The following is a 19,414-nucleotide window of genomic DNA, read 5'->3' as shown; positions in this document are numbered from 1 at the left end:
TTCGGCCCGCCAACGGTAGCCCGAAACGCAAAAGCCCCGGACAATGCCGGGGCCGTCGCCTGTGTCGATGCGCTTACTTGCAGCGCTTGGCCGCTTCTTCCATCGCCGCGGTGAAGCCCATCAGCGAGAAGGTGTCCTCGGTCTTGGTGCCACGCCCCGACCGGCCCGAGATCGTCACCTCGGCGCCCGATTTCAGCGCCGCGATCAGCTTGGCGTCTTCCTCGGGCGAGCCCGCCCAGGCGCCTTCGCCATTGGTGAACAGGGTGAAGCTGGCGCCGGTGTTCACCTTCAGATCGGCGGTGGAGCCGTCGGCAAAGGGATAGCCCGCCATGAACATCACCTCTCCGGCCTTGCCCGGGCGGAAGGTGACGAAGAGCAGGATTTCCGACCGGCGCGCCTGCACCGGCTTGCCGTCCTTGCTGGCGGCCGATTTTTTCGGCGGCGACACGCCCCAGCATTCTTTCGGGCTGTCTTCGACGAAGACACTCCAGTCGGTCTTCGCGGCAACGCGGTTGGAGCTTTCCTGCGCCTGAACGACAGGAGAAAATGCCAGCGACGCGGCAACTACCGCTGCGACGCTCGTAAAGATCGTCTTCATGGAACAGCCTCCAGCTGTCTGTGCCTCTGGTCCGCCCGTGGGCTGACGGCCCTTCTTGACTGTGGCAGACCTGATTTCAACTCGATATTCCAGTGATAACGCAAAAGTGGCGTTTTGGGAAAGCCCCCCCGGCGGGTTTTCGCGCATGAAAGGACGGATTGGATGGCAGCGGCGGCACTGATCGAGATCTGGCGCGGCGATTTGCCGGAGAGCCTGCACAGCGGCCATGCGGTCGTTTACGGGCCGCAAGGCGTGGAAAGGGTGTGGGGGGATGCGGGCGCGGTGGTGTTTCCGCGCTCGTCTTGCAAGATGGTGCAGGCGCTGCCACTGATCGAAAGCGGCGCCGCGGCGGCCGCCGGGCTGGGGCTGCGGCAGCTGGCGCTGTCTTGTGCCAGCCATTCCGGGGCGGCGCTGCATGTGGGGGCGGTGGGTGACTGGCTGACGGGTCTGGGCATGGGCGAGGCCGATCTGCGCTGCGGGTCGCACCTGCCCTTTGACAAGCCCGAGGCGACGCGGCTGAACGGTTCGGGGGAAAGCCCCTGTCAGCTGCACAACAATTGTTCGGGCAAGCATGCCGGGTTCCTGACGCTGAACCGGCATCTGAAGGGCGGGCCGGACTATGTCGAAATCGACCATCCGGTGCAGCTTGCGGTCCGTGCGGCCTTCGAGGAGGTGACGGGAGAGACCGCGGCGGGCTGGGGCATCGACGGCTGTTCGGCGCCGAATTTCGCCTGCACGCTGGAGGCTCTGGCAAGGGCGATGCAGTTTTTCGCCGCCGCCCGGCCCGGGGGCGGCCTGCGCGCGGGCGCGGCGGCGCGGCTGGTGGAGGCGATGACGGCGTTTCCGGAACTGGTGGCGGGGGAAAACCGCGCCTGCACGAAGCTGATGCGGGCGACGGGCGGCAAGGTCGCGGTGAAGACCGGCGCCGAGGGGGTTTTCGTCGCGATCCTGCCCGAGCAGAGCCGCGGCGTGGCGCTGAAGATCACCGACGGCGCCACCCGCGCCTCGGAGGCGGCGATCACCGCGCTTCTGGTGCATCTGGGCGCGCTGGCACCGGATCATCCGGTGGTGGCCGAGCTGGTGCCGCCGGTCAGCCGGAACTGGCGCGGGTTTGCCACGGGTGGCATGCGGCTTGCCCCGGGGTTTTGCTGAGCGGTTCCCCGCCCGGGATGACCGAGGCCATCGCTGAGGTCACGCGGGCCATTGGCCCCCTGCCCGCCGAGGGCCCAAAGGCCCTCGGCCAGCGCCCGCCCCGCCCATGGCTGGCGCTTCTCGCCCGCCGGGGCAGGCGCCGGCCTCTGTCAGGCTTGGGGAGACGGTCTTGTCAACTCCGTGGGCTTCACGGGCGGGGAAACGCGCTGCGTTTCCCTCTCCGCCCGAAACGGCCCGCTCAGATCATCTGCCAGATCAGTCGCACCGCCAGCGCGGTCGAGGTCACGACCAGAAGCGGCTTGATCAGCCGCGCCCCCTTCTTCATCGCCAGCCTTGCGCCAAGGCTGGCCCCCGCCACCTGCGCCAGACCCATCGCGATCCCGATCCCCCACCAGGGCGCCCCGATCACCGCAAAGGCCGCAAGCCCGCCCAGATTCGAGGCGAAATTCAAAAGCTTCGTATGCGCCGTGGCCCGCAGCACGCCATAGCCCGCCAGCATCACGAAGCCGATCATGTAGAACGCCCCCGCGCCCGGCCCGATCAGCCCGTCGTAAAAGCCGATCAGCGGCACGACAAAGGCCGTGAAGGCCGCGGGCGTGATCCGCTCGGCGCGGTCGGTGTCATCGAGCCCCTTGCGCAAGGCGAAAAAGGCGGCGATCGCGATCAGCACGAAGGGCAGCACCCGGCGCAACGCCTCGGTCGGCAGAGCCGAGACCAGAAACGCCCCCGCCAGCCCGGACAGGAACGCCAAAGACGCCGCGCCCAGCTGCGCGCGCAGATTGACCTGCCCCTTGGCCGCATAGGTCAGCGCCGCCGTGGCCGCGCCGAAAGCCCCCTGCACCTTGTTCGTCGAAAACGCCTGCAACGGCGTCGCCCCGGCCAGCAGCAGCACCGGCAGGGTGATCAGCCCGCCGCCCCCCGCGATGGCATCGACAAACCCGGCCACAAAGGCCGCGCCGATCAGCGACAGGGCCAGATCAAGGGAAACTTCGAACATGCATCCTCCGCGCCAGACCCCCTGTCTCGGCCAGCGCCGATGCAAAGTAAAGCGCGCAAACAAAGCCGCTTGTCCCGCCCGGATGGCGCCGCTAGGGTCACCCGCCAGACCGACGGGCGCCGCTGCCCGCAGCCGGAGACCGCCATGCCCTACGCCCGCCTTGCCGCCTATCTGGCCCCTGCCCGCGCCCGTGCCGAATGGCTGCGCAGCCTGATCGGCCTTGTGCTGATCGCGGCCTTTTACTGGGCGGCGGTGATCGGGGGGCTGGCGCTGGTGCAGGCGCTGGCGGGCAATGTCGTGCTGGGCGCGGTGATGCTGGAACTGGAGCGCGGCGGCACCGCGCTCGGGCTGGTGCTGGTGCTGACGACCTTCCTGCCGCTGGTGGTGGGCGTGCTGCTGGTGACGCGGCTTTTGCATCGGCGCGGCCTTGCCAGCCTGCTCGGCCCCGGTGCGGGACGCGATTTCCTGCGGGTGTTCCCGCCGCTGCTGGCGCTGGTGGCGCTGGTCGCCGCGACCTCGGCCTTCGATCCGAACCTTGGGCAATCGACGCCGCTGTCGGTCCTGCTGCGCTGGCTGCCGATCGCGCTGCCGCTGCTTTTCGTGCAGATCGCGGCCGAGGAACTGCTGTTTCGCGGCTATCTGCTGCAGCAGATCGGCGCGCGGATCCGCCATCCGCTGGCCTGGATGGTGCTGCCCGCGGCGCTGTTCGGCGCGCTGCATTACGCCCCCGGCCAGAACGGCACGACGGCGATCTTCTTCGCGCTCTGGGCGATGCTGTTTGGCTGTCTCGCCGCCGATCTGACCGCAAGGGCGGGCAACCTCGGCCCGGCGCTGGCGCTGCATTTCGCCAACAACATCTCGGCGGTGCTGCTGATCGGGCTTTACGGCCAGCTGGACGGGCTGGCGCTTTACACGCTGGTGCTGAACACCCGCGACCTTGCCACGATGGCGCCCTATCTGGCGCTGGATGCGCTGGCGATCGTGGCGTTCTGGCTCGCGGCGCGCCTGCGGCTGCGGCGCTGATTGCATTTGCCCGCGCGCGGGCTTATCTGAGCGCAAGCTTGCAAAGCGACGTCGCGGAAACCAAGGGGCCCCCCGATGAACTGGATCTCGAACTACGTCCGACCGAAGATCAACTCGCTGTTCTCGCGCCGCGAGATGCCCGAGAACCTGTGGACGAAATGCCCCGAATGCGGAACCATGCTGTTCCACCGCGAGGTGACGGACAATCTGAACGTCTGCACCAACTGCGATCACCACATGGCGATCACGCCGCGCGACCGCTTCGAGGCGCTTTTCGACCTTGGCGCCTTCACCGAGGTGAAAGTCCCCGAGCCGATCGCCGATCCGCTGCATTTCCGCGACCAGAAGAAATATCCCGACCGGATGCGCGCGGCGCAAAAGACCACCGGCGAGAAAGAGGCGATGCTGGTCGTCGAGGGCGAGCTGGGCAAGACCCGGATCGTCGCCGTCGGGCAGGATTTCTCCTTCATGGGCGGCTCGATGGGGATGTATGTCGGCAATGCGATCCTCGCCGCCGCCCAGCGCGCGATCGAGCTGCATTGCCCGATGGTGCTGTTCTCGGCCGCAGGCGGCGCGCGGATGCAGGAGGGCATCCTGAGCCTGATGCAGATGCCGCGCTCGACCGTGGCGGTGCAGATGCTGAAAGATGCGGGGCTTCCTTACGTGGTGGTGCTGACCCATCCGACGACGGGCGGCGTGACCGCGTCTTATGCGATGCTGGGCGATGTGCAGATCGCTGAGCCGAATTCGCTGATCTGCTTTGCGGGCCCGCGCGTGATCGAACAGACGATCCGCGAGACCCTGCCCGAGGGCTTCCAGCGCGCCGAATATCTGCTCGACCACGGCATGCTTGACCGCGTCACGCATCGCAAGAAGCTGCGCGAGGAGTTGATCGTGATCTTGCGCATGATGATGCGCCTGCCGCCGCCGATCTGGGGCGAGCTGCCGCCCCCCGGCCCGGCGCCGACCGAGGCGGCCCCGCCCACGGACCAGCCAGCGGCCGAATAACCTTTCATCTTGCCTGAAATACCTCGGGGGTCCGGGGGCAGCGCCCCCGGCCTTCCCCGGAAGGAGCCCACCATGCCGCAACCCTCTGATGAAATCCTGGCGCGGCTGATGCGGCTGCATCCGAAGATCATCGATCTGACGCTCGACCGGGTGCATCGGCTGCTGGCGGCGCTCGATCATCCGGAAACCCGCTTGCCGCCGGTGATCCATGTCGCGGGCACGAATGGCAAGGGCTCGACCCAGGCGATGATCCGCGCCGGGCTCGAGGCCTCGGGCAAGACGGTCCATGCCTATACATCCCCGCATCTGGCGCGGTTTCATGAACGCATACGGCTGGCGGGCGCGCTGATCTCCGAACCTGCGCTGTCGGCGCTGCTTGATGATTGCGACGCGGCGAATGGCGGCCAGCCGATCACCTTCTTCGAAATCACCACCGTTGCGGCCTTCCTTGCCTTTGCCCGCACGGCCGCGGATTTCACCCTTCTGGAAGTCGGCCTTGGCGGGCGGCTTGACGCGACGAATGTGATCGCGCAACCGGCGCTGACGATCATCACCCCCGTCTCGATCGACCATCAGCAATATCTGGGCGAGACCCTGCCCGAGATCGCGGGCGAAAAGGCCGGGATTCTCAAGCGGGCCGTGCCCTGCGTGGTCGGGCCGCAGCACCCCGACGGGCTGGCGGTGATCGAGGAACGGGCCGCGCGGCTGGGCGTGCCGCTTTTTGCGCATGGCCAGCACTGGCACGCTTTCGAAGAACGCGGGCGGCTGATCTATCAGGACGAGACCGGGCTTCTCGATCTGCCTTTGCCGACCCTGCCCGGGCCGCATCAGATCGAAAACGCGGGCGCGGCAATTGCCGCGCTGCGGGTTTTGGGTTTCGGCGATCTCGCCTGCGAGGCTGCGGTGACGAAGGCCGACTGGCCTGCGCGCATGCAGCGTCTGCGGCAAGGGCCGCTGGCGGCAAGCGCGCCCGGGGTCGAGCTGTGGCTCGATGGCGGCCACAATCCGGCGGGCGGCGCGGCAGTGGCGGCGACGCTTTCGCGGATGGCGAAGCGGCCGACGCATCTGATCTGCGGCATGCTCAACACCAAGGACATCGCGGGCTATCTGCGCCCGCTGGCCGCGCAGGCGCAAAGCCTGACCGCCGTCTCGATCCCGAACGAGGTCAACACCCTGCCCGGCGCCGCCACGGCCGAGGCCGCCCGCAAGGCCGGTTTCGCGCAGGTCACCGAGGCCGGATCGGTCGCCGAAGCCCTTGGCGCGATTGCGCAACAAGACCCGCAGGCGCGGGTGCTGATCTGCGGCTCGCTTTACCTTGCAGGGCAGGTCCTGCGCGAGAACGGCTGAGATCTGCGCATTTCTGCGGGAATTCCTGTGCGGCCTCGTGCCTAGGCGCACAGGCCCGCTTTGCCTATCTTTCCCGCAACGGAAAGGAGGCCCGCGATGGTGCTTGAATTCGGCCTTGATACTTTTGGCGACATCACCGCGGATGCGACCGGGCCCCGCCCGGGCGCGCAAGTGATCCGCGACACGCTGGCCGAGGCGGTTCTGGCCGATCAGGTCGGGCTGGATTACATCGGTCTGGGCGAACACCACCGCCCGGATTTCGCGATCTCGGCGATGGAGCCGCTTTTGGGGGCGATCCTGGCCCGCACGGAAAAGATCCATGCCGGGACCTCGGTCACGGTTCTGTCCTCAGATGATCCGATCCGGGTGTTTCAGCGCCTTGCGACGCTCGATGCGCTGGCGCCGGGGCGGGCGGAGCTGACGATCGGGCGGGGGTCGTTCACCGAGAGCTTCCCGCTCTTCGGCTTTGATCTGAACGATTACGAGACCTTGTTCACCGAAAAAGCGCAGCTTTTGCACAGCCTTGTCAGCCAGGAGAAGATCAGCTTTCAGGGCAGCCACCGTCCGGCCCTGAAAGGCGTCACCGTCTATCCGCGCCCCGAACGGCCCTTGCAGGTCTGGCGCGGCGTGGGCGGCAGCCCCGACTCGGTGCTGGAGGCGGCGGCGATGGACATGCCGCTGGTCATGGCGATCATCGGCGGCAATCCGGCGCGGTTCGGCCCGCTCGCCGATCTGTACCGCTATACCCGCGAGCGGATGGGGGCGACACCGCTGCCGCTGTCGGTGCATTCGCCGGGCCATATCGCGGCAAGCGATGACGAGGCGAAGGCGCGCTATTTCCCGGCTTACGCGGCGATGCACGATCTGATCGGGCGCTCGCGCGGCTGGCCGCGGTTCACCAGGGCGGCCTTCGAGGCGGAGATCGCCCATGGCTCGCTTTATGTCGGCAGCCCCGAGACGGTGGCGAAGAAGATCGCGACGACGGTCAAGGCGCTGGGGCTTTCGCGCTTCACGCTGAAATATTCGGCCGGTCCGCAAGACCCGGCGCATCTGCGCGATGCGATCGCGCTTTACGGCACCAAGGTCGCGCCGATGGTGCGCGACATGCTGGGGTGACGTCGCCCGCATTGGCCGAGGCCATCGCCGAGGCCACGCGCAGCATCGACCCCGTGACCGCCGGGGGCCCAAAGGCCCTCGGCCAGCGCCCGCCCCGCCCTCGGCGGGCGCTTCTCGCCCACCGGGGCAGGCGCTGGCCTCTGTTGCGCCCGGGGGAAACGGTCGTGCCGCAGCGGGGTCTTGCCGGGCGGGGAAACGCGGATCGCGTTTCCTGTTCCGCCCGAAAGACGCGCCGTCAGCGGTTTTCCTGCGACCAGTCGGCCGATTGCATTTCCCGCAGCCGGGACGCCGTGCGGGCGAATTCGAAACTGCCCTCGCCCTCGTTGTAAAGCCGCTCGGGCACATCGGCGGCGGAACAGATCAGCCGCACCTTGCCCTCATACAAAGCGTCGATCAGCGTCACGAAGCGCTTCGCCTCGTTGAAGTTCGAGGCCGAGAGATGCGGGATGTCGTCGATCATCAGAACCCGCAGCGCCCCGGCGATCGCCAGATAATCGGCCGGGCCCAGCATCGCGCCGCACAGATCCCAGAACCGCGCCCGCCCGACACCGTTGTGATATTGCGGGATCACCACCGAGCGCCCCTTGACCTCGATGCGCAGTTGCGTCGTGCCGTCATGCCCGGTCAGCTCGTTCCAGAGCGCATCCATCTTCTTGTGCGCCGCCGTCCCGGCGGGCGCAAAATAAACCTCCGCCCCCGCCAGCCGATGCAGCCGGTAATCGGTTTCCGAGACGATCTCGTGCACCTCAAGACGCGAGGACAGGATCTCGATGAAGGGCAGGAACAGCTGCCGGTTCAAGCCGTTCTTGTAAAGATCGACGGGCGGCCGGTTCGAGGTCGTCACCACTGTCACGCCGCGCTTGAACATCTCGTCAAAAAGCCGCCCCACGATCATCGCATCGGCGATGTCGGTGATCTGCATCTCGTCGAAGCACAAAAGCCGGACCGCGGCCGCGATCTCGGCCGCGACGGGCTGGATCGGGTCTTCCTCCCGGGCGCGGCGGTGACCGTCGATCTTGCCCTGCACCTCCTGCATGAAGGCGTGGAAATGCACCCGGCGTTTCGGCACCGCCACCGCCTCGCCGAAAAGATCCATCAGCATCGACTTGCCGCGCCCGACCCCGCCCCAGAGGTAAAGCCCCTTCACCGGCTCGGGCGGCTTGGCGAACAGACCGAACAGGCCGGGCTTCTTCACCGGCGCCTCCAGCTCGGCCCGCACCCGGTCCAGCAGCGGCAGCACCGCACGCTGGGCCGCATCGGCGCGCAAGGTTCCCGCCGCGACGCGGCCATCGTAGATCTGGGTCAAGCTTCTGTGCATGGCCGCCTGATTAACGGGTGAAAACGCAAACAACCATAGGGGTCGGCGATGACGAAAGCGTTACCCGCGGGGCTTGCGCCTTCGGATCGCCGCTTGAGAGGCGGCGGGGCTTCGCATAGTCTTGGCGGCACAACTTCTCCGACAGGATGGCCCATGAGCAAACCTTCCCCCCAACGCCTGCATCTCGTTTTCGGCGGCGAACTTGTGTCCGCCTCGCGCAGCGAATTCAAGGATGTGAACGCCATCCATATCGTCGGCATCTATCCGAACTATGCCACGGCCTATTCCGCCTGGAAGGCCGAGGCGCAGCGCACCGTGGATGATGCCCACATGCGCTATTTCATCGCCCATCTGCACCGGCTGCGCGACGAGGAAACCCCGGCCTCGGCGACCGAGGAACTGGGCAGCTGAGATCCTGACCCCGATGCTGGGATCGCTTGCCCGCTGGTGGCGCGCAGAGAAGACCGAGACCGCGGCAGACCCGCTGTCCGAGGACCGGCGGCCGCTGATCTGGATGCAGGTCGGCCCCGAGGCCGCCAGCGCAGGCCTTGAGGGCGTGCGGCAGGTTCTGGCGCGGCTCGATCGGCTGCGCCCGGAGATGCGGGTGATGCTGGCGCTGCCGCCGGGACCGGAGGTGACGCTGCCCGAAACCGTCGAAGCCGCGACCCCGCCCGAAGACAGCCTAGCCGCGGCGCGGGATCTGCTGGAACGGGTCAGGCCGGGGCTGATGGTGCTTTTCGGCAATGACCTGCCGGGCGGGCTAATCACCGCGGCCGACCGGGCGGGGATTGCGGTGATGATGGTGGATGTCTGCCTGCCGCCGCCTGCCCGCCGTCTGGGCCGGTTCGGGCAACGCGGGCTGTTGCGGCGGATCCGCCGGATCGTCGTGCGCGATCAGGCCTCTTTCGCGCTCCTCGAACGCCAGGGGCTTGACCCGGCGCAGATCGATGTCGGCGGCGTCCTCGGCCTGCCGCCGAAGCCTTTGCGCTGTTCCGAGGCGGAACGGGCCTCGATGGCGAGCCTGACCCATACCCGGCCGGTCTGGCTGGCCGCCGCGGTGCCGCCCGCGGAGATCGAGGCCGTGCTGGCGGCGCAGGCGCATGCGCAGCATCACGCGCATCGGATGCTGCTGATCCTGGCGCCGGATCAGCCCGACGACGCGCTGGAGCTGGGCGACCGGCTGACCGATGCGGGCTGGGCGGTGGCCAGCCGCTCGCTGGAGGGCGAACCCGATGCCGAGACGGAAATCTTTCTGGCCGATGATCCGGCCGAATACGGGCTTTGGTATCGCATCGCCCCGGTCAGCTACATGGGCGGCACGCTGATCGGCGCGGCGGGTCAGGGGCGGTCGCCCTTTGAACCGGCCTCGCTTGGCTCGGCGGTGGTGCACGGGCCGCAGACCGCCCCTTTCGCCGCCGATTATGCAAGGCTCGACGAGGCACGGGCGGCGCGGTCGATCCATGACGACACCTCGCTTGGCGAGGCCATCGCCGATCTGATGTCACCCGACCGCGCCGCGGTTCTGGCGCATAACGCCTGGGCCGTGACCTCGGGCGGGGCGGCGGCGGCCGAGGCCATCGTGCGGGCGATCTTGCGGGAATTCGACGCCGCCCGCGCAGAAAGGACAATGTGATGCAGGCCCCCGGCTTCTGGTTCACCGATCCCGCCCGCCCGGCGCTGCAGGCGCGGCTGCTTGGCCCGCTGGGGCGGATCTATGCCGCGGCCACCTGGCTGCGGGTGGCGAAAGACGGGCTGCGGCTGCCGGTGCCGGTGATTTCGGTGGGCAACATCAACGCGGGCGGCACCGGCAAGACGCCCACGGTGATCGCGCTGGCGCAGCTTCTGGCCGCGCGCGGGCTGGAGGCGCATGTGGTCAGCCGCGGCCATGGCGGCAGCCTGACCGGCCCGCTCCGCGTCGACGAAAGGCGCCACCGCGCCGCCGAGGTCGGTGACGAGCCGCTGCTGCTTTCGGCCTTCACGCCGACCTGGATCGCGCGTGATCGGGCGGCGGGCGCGCGGGCGGCGGTTGCCGCCGGGGCGAAGCTGATCCTGCTCGATGACGGGCATCAGAACCCGGCGCTGCAAAAGGATCTCTCGATCGTCGTGGTCGATGCGGCCAAGGGCTTCGGCAATGGCCTGTGCCTGCCCGCGGGGCCGCTGCGCGAGCCGGTGGCCGAGGGCCTGGCCCGGGCCGATCTGGCGCTCTCGATCGGGCCGGTCCCGGCGCAGGAAAGCTTCGCCGCGCGCTGGGGCGGGCAGATCCCGGTGCCGCATCTGCGCGGGCAGCTGGTGCCCCTGCCCACCGGCATGGACTGGGAGGGCCAGCGGGTGCTGGCCTTCGCGGGCATCGGCCATCCGGAGAAATTCTTCGCCACCCTGCGCGGCCTGGGCGCCGAGGTGGTGCGGGCCGAGGCGCTTGACGATCATCAGCCGTTCTCGGCGCAGCTGCTGACGCGGCTGGAAACCGAGGCGCTCTTTCTGGATGCGCAGCTGGTGACAACGGAAAAGGACGCCGCCCGGCTGCCGATGTCGTTCCGGCCGAAGGTGCTGGCGCTGCCGGTGCGGCTGGTCTTCGAAGACGCCGCACCGCTTCTCAAAGCCTTGGAAAGCCTCGGACTTTAACCGCCCAGCTTGGCGTCAAGGATCTTCTTCAGCTCGGCATAGCCCATGTTGTCGAACTTCTCGCCGTTGATCACCAGCGTCGGCGTGCCCTCGATCGCATCGGCCGAGGCGTTCTTCTGATAGGTCCTCACCATCGCTTCGGCGCGGGCGGTGTCGTTCAGACAGGTCTCGATCTGGTCCTTGGTCAGACCGGCCTTGATGCCGATCTTGCGCAGGTTTTCGGCGATCACCGGCTCGGTTCCGTCGCCGATCCAGGATTTCTGCTCGGCAAACAGCATCCCGGCGATGCCGTAATATTTCAGATCGCCGCCGCATTGCGCGATCTGCCCGGCCCAAAGCCCGAACTTGTCGAAATAGACCTCGCGCAGGATGAAGCGGAGCTTGCCGGTGTCGATGTAATCGCGCTTGAGCGACGGGAAGACGGTTTCATGGAACCGCGCGCAATGCGAACAGGTATAGGAGGCATATTCGATCAGCGTCACCGGCGCATCCGCCCTGCCCAGCGCGATATCGGGCAGGACGGCGCCGCCCGAGGCCGCCTCGGCCGGGGTGGCGATCAGCGTCTCGGCCGGGGCCTGCCGCAGCACGACATAGCCGCCGCCTGCCGCCGCCACCACGGCGCCACCGGCGAGGCCAAGCAAAAGGGAACGTCGGTTCATGGATCAGCCTTTCTCAGCTCTTCCCGCCGTCTGGCGGGTTTCATCAGGATGTTTCGGGCAAGGTCTTCCAGCGCCGCCCGCAGCCCGGCATCGGCCAGACCCTCGGTCGCCGCCTGCGCGCGGGCGCAGACCTCGGGGGTGGGTTTCGGGGGCGCCTTTTTCGGTGCCGGGGCGAAGGCCGCCTGCCCCTCGGCAAAGCCGGTGGCGGCGGTCTGGGTGATCAGGATGCGGGAAATCGCGTTGTAGCCGTAGCAGGCATTGACCTTGGCGCGGATCTTCTCGCGGCTCATGTCGATCATCGGCGCCATCGGCCCCTCGACCAGAAGCGTCAGGCTGGCGCCGATCCCCTCGCGGCCGTAGCCGATCTTCACCGGGCGGGCATGGGCGGCGATCTCGGCGCCGACGACCTCGGCCCAATGCGTGACCAGCCGGGCGATGGCGAAGCCGCGCGATTCGCCCGCGGCGCGGATGCGCTCCTTCACCAGACCGGCAGCCGGCTCGAAGCCGCGCATCCGGCGCAGCCTCGCGGGCGCCGCGGGGCGCTCGTTCGGCTCGTGGTGGTGGTGTTCGTCGCCCATCCCTGTCCTTTCCGGAACTTGGTCCTATTCTAGGCAGGCCACGGGGCAAAGCCAGAGGAATGGGGCGGGGGGCCATAAAGATTGCGTGACGGAAACGAGGCGGCGGCGGGGGCGGCGCTGCTTGGCTGGTATGATGCCCAGGCGCGGGTGATGCCCTGGCGGGTGGGCCCGGCCGATCGCGCGGCGGGGGTGCGGCCCGATCCCTATCACGTCTGGCTCTCCGAGGTGATGCTGCAGCAAACGACCGTGGCCGCGGTGCGCGACTATTTCCGCCGTTTCACCGCGCGCTGGCCCGGCGTGGCGGATCTGGCCGCGGCCGAGGATGGCGCGGTGATGGCCGAATGGGCCGGGCTTGGCTATTACGCCCGCGCCCGGAACCTTTTGAAATGCGCCCGGGCCGTGGCAGCGGCGGGCGGGCGGTTTCCGGAAACCTCCGAGGGGTTGCGCGCCCTGCCCGGCATCGGCCCCTATACGGCGGCGGCGGTGGCGGCGATCGCCTTTGACGAACCGGCCGTGGTGGTCGATGGCAATGTCGAACGGGTGGTGGCGCGGCTCTGGGCGGTTGAAACCCCGATGCCCGCGGCAAAACCGGATCTGATCGAACGGGCCGGGCGGCTGACGCCCGAGCGGCGCCCGGGCGATCATGCGCAGGCGATGATGGATCTGGGCGCCACGATCTGCACCCCGCGCAACCCGGCGTGCGCGCTGTGCCCGGTCAGCGATTTCTGCGCCGCCAAGGCGCAGGGCATCGCCGCCGAGCTGCCGCGCAAATCCCCCAAGCCCGAGAAACCGACCCGCTTCGGGCTGGCCTATGTCGCGCTCGACCGCGACGGCGGGGTGCTGCTGGAACGTCGCCCGGACAAGGGGCTTCTGGGCGGGATGCTCGGCTTTCCCGGCTCGGACTGGGCCGAGACCGAACCCGCCCCCTGCCCGCCGCTGACCGCCGACTGGACCCTGCTTTCGCATGAGGTCCGCCACACCTTCACCCATTTCCACCTGCGGCTGCGGGTCTTCGTCGCCCATGCCGAGGGCAAGGGCTTCACGCCGAAAACGGAATTTTCCCCCGCCGCCCTGCCCACGGTGATGCGCAAGGTCTGGGATATGGCGCAAGCGGGGGCGCTGCCCCCGCACCCCCGAGGTATTTGAGGCAAGATGAAGGGATGCGGGTTTCTTCTTGGCGCAAATACGCCCTTTCCGCCTATGTCACCACGCGCAGCGTCAGATTGATCCGCCCGCCCTGCGGCAGCAGCGTCGAGGTGCCGGGCGCGATCCGGTCGATGCCGTGATACAGCAGCCGCGCGGAGTCGCCCATCACCAGCACATCGCCCGAACGCAGCCAGAGGCTTTGCGTCGCCCCGCCCCGCGTTTCATTGCCGATGCGGAAAAGCCCGTCATCGCCAAGGCTGATCGACACCACGGGCTGCGAAAAATCCGCCTCGTCGCGGTCCTGATGCAGGCCCATCCGCGCCCCTTCGGCGTAGAAATTCATCAGACAGCACTCGGGGCTGCGATCAGACCCCGACACCGCCCGCCAGATGTCCAGAACAGCCTCGGGAATGGCAGGCCAGGCCCCGCCCGCGGGGTGCGTTTCGCTGTAGCGATAGCCGCGCCGGTCGGCCACCCAGCCGAACCGCCCGGCCGAGGTCATCCGCACCGACATCGGCCGCCCATAGGGCGTCATCGGCGAGAAGAGGGGCGCCGCGGCGACCACCGCGCGCAGGTCCTCGACCAGCGCCGCCTGTTCGCCGGGCACCAGCCAGCCGGGGTAATGGCGAAAGCCGCGGATTTCCTGCGGAGCCGGGCGTTTTTGCACCGGTCGGGCGGATTGTGGCATTTGTCGCAAACTCCCGCGCGTCAGTTCTTGCAGGGCTATTTTCCCCTCCTTATATACGCCGGGAAGCCGGAGCAGGCCACCTGCGCCGGACCGTCTGGAAACCTTGGGATAGGGGCCGGGGGCCTGATGGGACCCGCCCCCACCTGTCGCCGAAAGAAGAGGTATTGAAATGGCCAAAGTCATCGGGATCGACCTTGGGACGACCAACTCCTGCGTCGCCATCATGGACGGCTCGCAACCCCGCGTGATCGAGAATTCGGAAGGGGCGCGCACCACCCCCTCGATCGTCGCCTACACCGACAACGAGCGTCTGGTCGGCCAGCCCGCCAAGCGGCAAGCCGTCACCAACCCCACGAACACCGTCTTTGCGGTCAAGCGCCTGATCGGCCGCCGCACCACCGATGCCGAGGTGGAAAAGGACAAGAAACTGGTGCCCTACAACATCGTCGACGGCGGCAACGGCGACGCCTGGGTGGAAGTGCGCGGCGAGAAATTCTCTCCGGCGCAGGTTTCGGCCGTGATCCTGCAGAAGATGAAGGAAACCGCCGAGAGCTATCTGGGCGAGACCGTGACGCAGGCGGTTATCACCGTTCCGGCCTATTTCAACGACGCCCAGCGTCAGGCCACCAAGGACGCGGGCAAGATCGCGGGCCTTGAAGTGCTGCGCATCATCAACGAACCGACGGCGGCGGCGCTGGCTTACGGCCTTGACAAGAAGGACAGCAAGACGATTGCCGTCTATGACCTTGGCGGCGGCACCTTCGACATCACGATCCTCGAGATCGACGACGGCCTGTTCGAGGTGAAATCGACCAACGGGGACACGTTCCTTGGCGGGGAAGACTTCGACATGCGGATCGTCAACTATCTTGCCGACGAGTTCCGCAAGGAACACGGCGTCGATCTGACCAAGGACAAGATGGCGCTGCAGCGGCTGAAGGAAGCGGCGGAAAAGGCGAAGATCGAACTGTCCTCGGCCAGCCAGACCGAAATCAACCAGCCGTTCATCTCGATGAACGCGGCGACCGGCGTGCCGCTGCACATGGTGATGAAGCTGACCCGCGCGAAACTTGAAAGCCTGGTCGATGACCTGATCAAGGCCTCGCTGAAGCCCTGCGCCGCGGCGCTGAAGGATGCGGGCGTCAGCAAGGATGAGATCGACGAGGTCGTGCTGGTCGGCGGGATGACCCGGATGCCGCGCGTGGTCGAGGAAGTGACGAAGTTCTTCGGCAAGGAACCGCACAAGGGCGTGAACCCGGATGAAGTCGTGGCCCTTGGCGCCGCGATTCAGGCGGGCGTGCTGCAGGGCGACGTGAAGGATGTCGTGCTGCTCGACGTGACCCCCCTCAGCCTCGGCATCGAGACGCTGGGCGGTGTCTTCACCCGTCTGATCGACCGCAACACCACGATCCCGACGAAGAAGAGCCAGATCTTCTCGACCGCCGAGGACAATCAGAACGCGGTGACGATCCGCGTCTTCCAGGGCGAGCGGGAAATGGCCGCCGACAACAAGATGCTGGGCATGTTCAACCTCGAGAACATCCCCCCGGCGCCGCGCGGCGTGCCGCAGATCGAAGTCACCTTCGACATCGACGCGAACGGCATCGTTTCGGTCAAGGCCAAGGACAAGGGCACCGGCAAGGAACAGCAGATCACCATCCAGGCCTCGGGCGGTCTGTCGGACGATGACATCGAAAAGATGATCAAGGACGCCGAAGCCAATGCCGAAGCCGACAAGAAGCGCAAGGAACTGGTCGAGGCGAAGAACACCGGCGAAAGCCTGCTGCACTCGACCCGCAAGTCGCTGGAAGAACATGGCGACAAGGTCGATGGCTCGACCGTCGAGATGATCGAGCTGGCCTGCAACGCGCTGGAAGACTCGCTGAAGTCGGAAGACCCGGGCAAGATCAAGGGCGCGGTGCAGAACCTGACCGATGCCGCGATGAAGCTCGGCGAGGCGATCTACAAGGCGCAGGCCTCGACCGAGGGGGGCGCCGCGTCGGATGACGGAGACGGCCCGCGGTCGGTCGATGATGACATCGTCGATGCCGACTTCGAGGACATGGGTGAAAACAAGCGCAAGTAAGCGCCGGAACCTGAGGAGCGGGCCCCGTCTTGGGGCTCGCTTCCGTGTTCTCGCAGTGGGGCTTTCCAATGGCGAAGCGTGATTTCTACGAGGTTCTGGGGGTGTCCAGGGGCGCCTCGGCCGAGGAGATCAAGAAGGCCTATCGCAGCAAGGCGAAGGAACTGCACCCCGACCGCAATCAGGACAATCCGCAGGCCGAGGCCCAGTTCAAGGAAGTGAACGAAGCCTATGACGTGCTGAAGGATGGCGACAAGAAGGCCGCCTATGACCGCTATGGTCACGCGGCTTTCGAGGGCGGCATGGGCGGCGGCGGTCCGCGCGGGCCTTATGGTCAGGGCGCGGATTTCTCCTCGGCTTTCTCGGATGTGTTCGAGGATCTGTTCGGCGATTTCATGGGCGGGCGCGGCGGCCCGGGCGGCGGTGGCCGGTCGCGGGCGACGCGCGGCTCGGACCTGCGCTACAACATGCGGGTGACGCTGGAAGAGGCGTTCAAGGGCGCGCAGAAGACGATCACCGTTCCGGGCTCGGCCGCTTGCGGATCTTGCAACGGCACGGGGGCCGAGGGCGGCGCGGAACCGCAAACCTGTCCGACCTGTTCGGGTCTGGGCAAGGTGCGGGCGCAGAACGGCTTTTTCACCGTCGAACGCACCTGCCCCACCTGTGGCGGGCAGGGTCAGGTGGTGAAGAACCCCTGCCGCGTCTGCCACGGTTCGGGCCGGATCGAGAAGGAACGGACGCTGTCCGTGAACATCCCCGCGGGGGTGGAAACCGGCACGCGGATCCGTCTGGCGGGCGAGGGCGAGGCCGGGATGCGCGGCGGCCCCTCGGGCGACCTTTATATCTTCATCGAGGTGCGCGAGCATGCGATCTTCCAGCGCGACGGGGTGAACCTGTTCTGCCGGGTGCCGGTCAGCATGGTCTCGGCGGCGCTGGGCGGCGAGGTCGAGGTGCCGACGATCGATGGCGGACGATCGAAGGTCAAGGTGCCGGTGGGCAGCCAATCCGGTCGGCAGATGCGTCTGCGCGGCAAGGGCATGCCCGCCCTGCGCGGCGGCGGCATCGGCGACATGGTGATCGAACTGGCCGTGGAAACGCCGGTGAACCTGACCGCGCGGCAAAAGGAGCTGCTGGATGAGTTCCAGCGCATCCAGGCCGAGAACAACCCCGAGGGGGCGTCCTTCTTTCAGAAGGTGAAGAGCTTCTGGGACGGGATGAAGGGCTGATTGCCTGAAAAGGGGATAAGGGGGCGCCTGCGGGCGCCCTTTTGCGTATTTGGATCAGGAAAAGCGTTAACACTTTATTTACCATGACGGCGCAAGCTGGGGGCATGAAGACCCGAACCTCCAGCTTTGCCGAAGGGCCGACGCTTTTCGGAGATCTTGACGAGGCGCAGCCGGTTGTCGTCTCTTCCGACCGGCTGCCCTCTTACATCACCGATCACCGCAAGCGGTTGCGGGAACGCTTCATGACGGGCGGCGCCGAGGCCATGCCCGATTACGAGCTTCTGGAGCTGATCCTGTTTCGCGCCCTGCCGCGGCAGGATGTGAAGCCCTTGGCGCGGCGGCTGCTCGAGGTCTTCGGCAGTTTCGGCCATGTGCTGGCGGCGCCGCCCGCGCGGCTGACCGAGGTCACCGGCGTAGGTGACGCCGTGGTGCAGGAGCTGAAGATCGTCGAGGCGGCGGCGCAACGGCTGGCGCGCTCGCGGGTGCTGCAACGGCCGGTGCTGTCGTCCTGGCAGGCGCTGCTTGATTACTGCCACACCGCGATGGCGCATCGGTCGACGGAACAATTCCGGGTGCTGTTCCTCGACCGCAAGAACCTGCTGATCGCCGACGAGGAACAGGCGCGCGGCACGGTCGATCATGTGCCGGTCTATCCGCGCGAGGTGGTGAAACGGGCGCTGGAACTGGACGCCTCGGCGCTGATTCTGGTGCACAATCACCCCTCGGGCGATCCGACGCCGTCGCAGGCGGACATCGCGATGACCGACCAGATCCGTCACGCCGCCGAGGCCTTGGGGCTGGTGCTGCATGACCATCTGGTGATCGGCAAGGGCCGCGAACTCAGCTTTCGTGCCGAGGGGCTGCTTTAATTCGCCGCCACGGCCAGCGGGAAGCCGGGCAGCGGCATCATCACCGCGCCGTCGCCATCACCGCAATCGGGCATCGCCAGCGACAGCTGCGCCTGATCGGTCGCCTTGCCAAGCTGGCGCAGCACCGTCCCCTGCAGATCCTTGCCGCAGCTTTCGGGCGTCACCGGCGCTTCCAGCACCAGCCGAAGATCCGACATCGCGGCCGGGGCGGAATAGATCTGCACCGCCTGCGCGGCACCGGGCGGGTTGAAGCTGCTGACCCAACCGCCAAGACGCGTTTCGGCCACGCGCGGCGTCGCCGCCGAGACATCGCCGATCGAACCGGGCGCGGCGCGATAGTCATAGCCGTGCAGCTGCGCCCCGCTCTCGGACGCCAGGCTCACCGCAATGCGCTGCACCGTCGGCAGCGTCGGCACGGCAAGCGCCACCTGCGGCGCGGTCCCGCCCCCCGGCAGGCCCAGTTGAAACACCGCCTGTTCCGCAAAGGCCGGAACCGGACCGCTCCAGCCGCCCTGATCCGAGAGCCGGATCGGCAGGCGCAGCCCCGCGTGGCGGATCTCGGTCAGCGCGCCGGGGTGACAGGGCGCAAGGACGGTCAGCCGGACCGAGGCCCCGGCGGCAAGCTCGGCCTGCAGCTGCGGCGCGGCACATCCGGCCGGCGCGGCCCCGGTGTCCTGCGGCAGCGGGCCAAGGGCGGGTTCCATCGCCGGACGGCGCATCGTGGGCACCGCCAGCCGCGGCGGGGACAGCGCGGGCGCAGGCGCAGCCAGATGTCCCCGGGCACCCGGCATCACCGCGGCCGTCACCGGCTGCGAGAGTTCAGCGCGCATCCCCTCTGGCGCCGCCGTCTGCATGACATGCCCGGTGGCCGCCGCCAGAACGAAAGTGGTGCAGACCATGGCAATCTTGTGAATCGGTTTCATGCCCGGATCCTCCTGCTTCCTGCCAAAAGGTTAACGCGAGATCTCGGCAAAGCTTGGGCCG

Annotated in this window: 19 protein-coding genes; 12 read left to right on the top strand and 7 right to left on the bottom strand. The window is 67.7% G+C overall.

Annotated elements, in window-relative coordinates; translation table 11 throughout:
* Positions 1-73: 73 nt before the first annotated feature.
* Complete coding sequence (locus LY44_RS13695; RefSeq protein WP_055209091.1) at positions 74-598, bottom strand: invasion associated locus B family protein; 525 nt, start codon at positions 596-598, stop codon at positions 74-76.
* Positions 599-760: 162 nt separating this feature from the next.
* Here LY44_RS13695 and LY44_RS13690 point away from each other — a divergent pair, with 162 nt between their 5' ends.
* Complete coding sequence (locus LY44_RS13690; RefSeq protein WP_055256500.1) at positions 761-1,750, top strand: asparaginase; 990 nt, start codon at positions 761-763, stop codon at positions 1,748-1,750.
* Between the two features lie 238 nt (positions 1,751-1,988).
* Here LY44_RS13690 and LY44_RS13685 read toward each other — a convergent pair whose 3' ends face one another.
* Positions 1,989-2,747: a TSUP family transporter gene (locus tag LY44_RS13685; RefSeq protein WP_055209089.1), complete on the bottom strand. Its 759-nt coding sequence runs from the start codon at positions 2,745-2,747 to the stop codon at positions 1,989-1,991.
* Between the two features lie 144 nt (positions 2,748-2,891).
* Here LY44_RS13685 and LY44_RS13680 point away from each other — a divergent pair, with 144 nt between their 5' ends.
* The 4 genes from LY44_RS13680 to LY44_RS13665 all read left to right on the top strand — a co-directional run bounded on the left by LY44_RS13680 (position 2,892) and on the right by LY44_RS13665 (position 7,241).
* Complete coding sequence (locus LY44_RS13680; RefSeq protein ID WP_055209088.1) at positions 2,892-3,770, top strand: CPBP family intramembrane glutamic endopeptidase; 879 nt, start codon at positions 2,892-2,894, stop codon at positions 3,768-3,770.
* Positions 3,771-3,845: 75 nt separating this feature from the next.
* Positions 3,846-4,778, top strand: coding sequence for an acetyl-CoA carboxylase, carboxyltransferase subunit beta (gene accD / locus LY44_RS13675; protein WP_055209087.1), 933 nt, complete (start codon positions 3,846-3,848; stop codon positions 4,776-4,778).
* A 72-nt stretch (positions 4,779-4,850) separates the two neighbouring features.
* Positions 4,851-6,125: a bifunctional folylpolyglutamate synthase/dihydrofolate synthase gene (locus tag LY44_RS13670; RefSeq protein WP_055209086.1), complete on the top strand. Its 1,275-nt coding sequence runs from the start codon at positions 4,851-4,853 to the stop codon at positions 6,123-6,125.
* Between the two features lie 96 nt (positions 6,126-6,221).
* Positions 6,222-7,241: an LLM class flavin-dependent oxidoreductase gene (locus LY44_RS13665; protein ID WP_055209085.1), complete on the top strand. Its 1,020-nt coding sequence runs from the start codon at positions 6,222-6,224 to the stop codon at positions 7,239-7,241.
* A gap of 235 nt (positions 7,242-7,476) precedes the next feature.
* On the opposite strand, the gene zapE is transcribed toward LY44_RS13665, so the two are convergent.
* Complete coding sequence (gene zapE, locus LY44_RS13660; protein WP_055209084.1) at positions 7,477-8,559, bottom strand: cell division protein ZapE; 1,083 nt, start codon at positions 8,557-8,559, stop codon at positions 7,477-7,479.
* A gap of 153 nt (positions 8,560-8,712) precedes the next feature.
* On the opposite strand from zapE, the gene LY44_RS13655 reads away from it, so the two are divergent.
* The 3 genes from LY44_RS13655 to lpxK are packed head-to-tail and all read left to right on the top strand — an operon-like array spanning position 8,713 to position 11,181.
* On the top strand, positions 8,713-8,970 hold the full coding sequence (locus tag LY44_RS13655; RefSeq protein ID WP_013065978.1) for a DUF4170 domain-containing protein: 258 nt from the start codon (positions 8,713-8,715) through the stop codon (positions 8,968-8,970).
* Between the two features lie 13 nt (positions 8,971-8,983).
* Positions 8,984-10,192: a 3-deoxy-D-manno-octulosonic acid transferase gene (locus tag LY44_RS13650; RefSeq protein WP_055209083.1), complete on the top strand. Its 1,209-nt coding sequence runs from the start codon at positions 8,984-8,986 to the stop codon at positions 10,190-10,192.
* Positions 10,192-11,181 (top strand): tetraacyldisaccharide 4'-kinase, encoded by a 990-nt coding sequence (gene lpxK / locus LY44_RS13645; protein WP_055209082.1) that lies wholly within the window; start codon positions 10,192-10,194, stop codon positions 11,179-11,181. Before LY44_RS13650 ends, lpxK begins: the two co-directional genes overlap by 1 nt.
* Here lpxK and LY44_RS13640 read toward each other — a convergent pair.
* Positions 11,178-11,840: a DsbA family protein gene (locus LY44_RS13640; RefSeq protein ID WP_055209081.1), complete on the bottom strand. Its 663-nt coding sequence runs from the start codon at positions 11,838-11,840 to the stop codon at positions 11,178-11,180. The genes lpxK and LY44_RS13640 overlap by 4 nt on opposite strands.
* Entirely contained in the window at positions 11,837-12,352 is a 516-nt protein-coding gene (locus tag LY44_RS13635) for a DUF721 domain-containing protein (protein WP_055209139.1), read from the bottom strand. The genes LY44_RS13640 and LY44_RS13635 overlap by 4 nt, the downstream gene beginning before the upstream one ends.
* Before the next feature lie 147 nt (positions 12,353-12,499).
* Here LY44_RS13635 and mutY point away from each other — a divergent pair, with 147 nt between their 5' ends.
* Positions 12,500-13,564 carry an A/G-specific adenine glycosylase gene (mutY, locus tag LY44_RS13630; RefSeq protein WP_055209080.1) on the top strand — a complete coding sequence of 355 codons (1,065 nt, stop codon included), beginning with the start codon at positions 12,500-12,502 and terminating at the stop codon, positions 13,562-13,564.
* 52 nt (positions 13,565-13,616) lie between these two features.
* Here the strand turns inward: mutY and LY44_RS13625 are convergent, their stop codons facing one another.
* Positions 13,617-14,252 (bottom strand): alpha-ketoglutarate-dependent dioxygenase AlkB family protein, encoded by a 636-nt coding sequence (locus LY44_RS13625; RefSeq protein ID WP_055209079.1) that lies wholly within the window; start codon positions 14,250-14,252, stop codon positions 13,617-13,619.
* Between the two features lie 169 nt (positions 14,253-14,421).
* Between LY44_RS13625 and dnaK the strand changes: the two genes are divergently transcribed.
* The 3 genes from dnaK (at position 14,422) to radC (ending at position 18,430) form a co-directional block, all read left to right on the top strand.
* Entirely contained in the window at positions 14,422-16,338 is a 1,917-nt protein-coding gene (gene dnaK, locus LY44_RS13620; RefSeq protein WP_055209078.1) for a molecular chaperone DnaK, read from the top strand.
* Positions 16,339-16,406: 68 nt separating this feature from the next.
* Positions 16,407-17,561: a molecular chaperone DnaJ gene (gene dnaJ, locus LY44_RS13615; RefSeq protein ID WP_055209077.1), complete on the top strand. Its 1,155-nt coding sequence runs from the start codon at positions 16,407-16,409 to the stop codon at positions 17,559-17,561.
* 104 nt (positions 17,562-17,665) lie between these two features.
* A complete protein-coding gene (radC, locus tag LY44_RS13610; RefSeq protein WP_055209076.1) occupies positions 17,666-18,430 on the top strand; it encodes a RadC family protein in 765 nt (254 codons plus the stop codon).
* Here radC and LY44_RS13605 read toward each other — a convergent pair.
* A complete protein-coding gene (locus LY44_RS13605) occupies positions 18,427-19,353 on the bottom strand; it encodes a hypothetical protein (protein ID WP_055209075.1) in 927 nt (308 codons plus the stop codon). The two genes, radC and LY44_RS13605, sit on opposite strands and share 4 nt — an antisense overlap.
* Between the last annotated feature and the right edge of the window lie 61 nt (positions 19,354-19,414).

The organism is Rhodobacter capsulatus (assembly GCF_003254295.1).
Classification (GTDB): domain Bacteria; phylum Pseudomonadota; class Alphaproteobacteria; order Rhodobacterales; family Rhodobacteraceae; genus Rhodobacter; species Rhodobacter capsulatus.
This window is presented reverse-complemented; position numbering and strand designations above follow the sequence as displayed.

Bases quoted from the DNA above. Each gene is read 5' to 3' on its own strand.
- LY44_RS13670 (WP_055209086.1), top strand. From the start codon at position 4,851: ATGCCGCAACCCTCTGATGAAATCCTGGCGCGGCTGATGCGGCTGCAT.
- dnaK (WP_055209078.1), top strand. From the start codon at position 14,422: ATGGCCAAAGTCATCGGGATCGACCTTGGGACGACCAACTCCTGCGTC.
- LY44_RS13690 (WP_055256500.1), top strand. From the start codon at position 761: ATGGCAGCGGCGGCACTGATCGAGATCTGGCGCGGCGATTTGCCGGAG.
- LY44_RS13605 (WP_055209075.1), bottom strand. From the start codon at position 19,353: ATGAAACCGATTCACAAGATTGCCATGGTCTGCACCACTTTCGTTCTG.
- dnaJ (WP_055209077.1), top strand. From the start codon at position 16,407: ATGGCGAAGCGTGATTTCTACGAGGTTCTGGGGGTGTCCAGGGGCGCC.
- accD (WP_055209087.1), top strand. From the start codon at position 3,846: ATGAACTGGATCTCGAACTACGTCCGACCGAAGATCAACTCGCTGTTC.
- LY44_RS13695 (WP_055209091.1), bottom strand. From the start codon at position 598: ATGAAGACGATCTTTACGAGCGTCGCAGCGGTAGTTGCCGCGTCGCTG.
- LY44_RS13640 (WP_055209081.1), bottom strand. From the start codon at position 11,840: ATGAACCGACGTTCCCTTTTGCTTGGCCTCGCCGGTGGCGCCGTGGTG.
- LY44_RS13625 (WP_055209079.1), bottom strand. From the start codon at position 14,252: ATGCCACAATCCGCCCGACCGGTGCAAAAACGCCCGGCTCCGCAGGAA.
- LY44_RS13685 (WP_055209089.1), bottom strand. From the start codon at position 2,747: ATGTTCGAAGTTTCCCTTGATCTGGCCCTGTCGCTGATCGGCGCGGCC.
- LY44_RS13635 (WP_055209139.1), bottom strand. From the start codon at position 12,352: ATGCGCGGCTTCGAGCCGGCTGCCGGTCTGGTGAAGGAGCGCATCCGC.
- LY44_RS13665 (WP_055209085.1), top strand. From the start codon at position 6,222: ATGGTGCTTGAATTCGGCCTTGATACTTTTGGCGACATCACCGCGGAT.
- zapE (WP_055209084.1), bottom strand. From the start codon at position 8,559: ATGCACAGAAGCTTGACCCAGATCTACGATGGCCGCGTCGCGGCGGGA.
- LY44_RS13680 (WP_055209088.1), top strand. From the start codon at position 2,892: ATGCCCTACGCCCGCCTTGCCGCCTATCTGGCCCCTGCCCGCGCCCGT.
- lpxK (WP_055209082.1), top strand. From the start codon at position 10,192: ATGCAGGCCCCCGGCTTCTGGTTCACCGATCCCGCCCGCCCGGCGCTG.
- LY44_RS13655 (WP_013065978.1), top strand. From the start codon at position 8,713: ATGAGCAAACCTTCCCCCCAACGCCTGCATCTCGTTTTCGGCGGCGAA.
- LY44_RS13650 (WP_055209083.1), top strand. From the start codon at position 8,984: ATGCTGGGATCGCTTGCCCGCTGGTGGCGCGCAGAGAAGACCGAGACC.
- radC (WP_055209076.1), top strand. From the start codon at position 17,666: ATGAAGACCCGAACCTCCAGCTTTGCCGAAGGGCCGACGCTTTTCGGA.